A 1110-nucleotide genomic window follows, 5' to 3' on the forward strand; every position below is an offset into this window, starting at 1 on the left:
GCTGATCAATGAACCACAGGCGCTGCTGCGCGAAGGACAGCGGCAGCTCCCCCGTTCGAGGTGCCGGCACCAGCGGAGGTGCCTGGAAGGCACGGGCCTGTCGCGCGGCCTCGATGCGCGGGGCGAGGGCCGCGATGGTGGGGGCCTCGAAGAGCGCGCGCAGCGGCACCTCCACTCCGAAGGCGGCACGGATGCGGGAGACCAGCTGCGTGGCCAGCAGCGAGTGGCCACCCAGGGCGAAGAAGTCCTCCGCGATGCCGACGCGCTCCACGCGCAGCACTTCGGCCCAGAGGGACGCGAGCAGTTCCTCGGTGGGGGTGCTCGGGGAGACGTAGCCCGTGGAAGAAGTGGAGGCCTGGGGAACGGGCAGGGCCTTGCGGTCCACCTTGCCATTGGGCGTGAGGGGCAGGGCCTCCAGCACGACAAAGGCGGAGGGCACCATGTACTCGGGCAGCCGCTGCTGGAGCAGAGCACGCACGGAGGCGACGTCGAGAGTGCCCGAGGAAGGAACAACGTAGGCGACGAGGCGCGTGTCGCCGGGGGAGTCCTGGCGGGCCACGACGACGGCCTCGTGCACGCCCTCCAGCCCGCGAAGCACGGTGGCGACTTCGCCGGGCTCCACGCGGAAGCCCCGCACCTTCACCTGGAAGTCCACGCGGCCGAGGAACTCCACGCGGCCATCGGAGAGCCAGCGCACGCGGTCGCCCGTGCGGTACATGCGAGCGCCGGGGGCCGGGCTGAAGGGGTCCGGCACGTAGCGCTCGGCTGTGAGGTCGGGACGAGCGAGGTAGCCGCGAGTCACCTGTGCGCCGCCGACGAAGAGCTCGCCCGGGACGCCCAGCGGCGTGGGCCGCAGCGAAGCGTCCAGGACGTAGAGGCGCGAATGGGCCAAGGGCCAGCCCAGCGGCACGGAAGCCGCAGCGAGTTGTTGCGCCCCGCCGGTCGCGCCAGTCATGGACACGGCAGTCGACGCGGGCTGCTGCGCGTGGCCGGCGAGCGCCTCGCCAGTCGTCCCGGTCAGGGGCGCGGGAGTCGAAGCAGGCAGGTGCACACGGCCAGCAAGGACACCGACAGTCGTCTCGGTGGGGCCGTAGTGGTTGTGCACTTCGC

Annotated in this window: 1 protein-coding gene; it reads right to left on the reverse strand. The window is 72.0% G+C overall.

Annotated elements, in window-relative coordinates:
* Positions 1-1110, reverse strand: a 1110-nt coding sequence (locus tag ACLEQD_RS43985; RefSeq protein WP_410391878.1) for a phosphopantetheine-binding protein, incomplete at both ends; no start/stop codon positions are given.

Source organism: Corallococcus sp. 4LFB, from assembly GCF_046520365.1.
GTDB classification, from domain to species: Bacteria; Myxococcota; Myxococcia; order Myxococcales; family Myxococcaceae; genus Corallococcus; species Corallococcus caeni.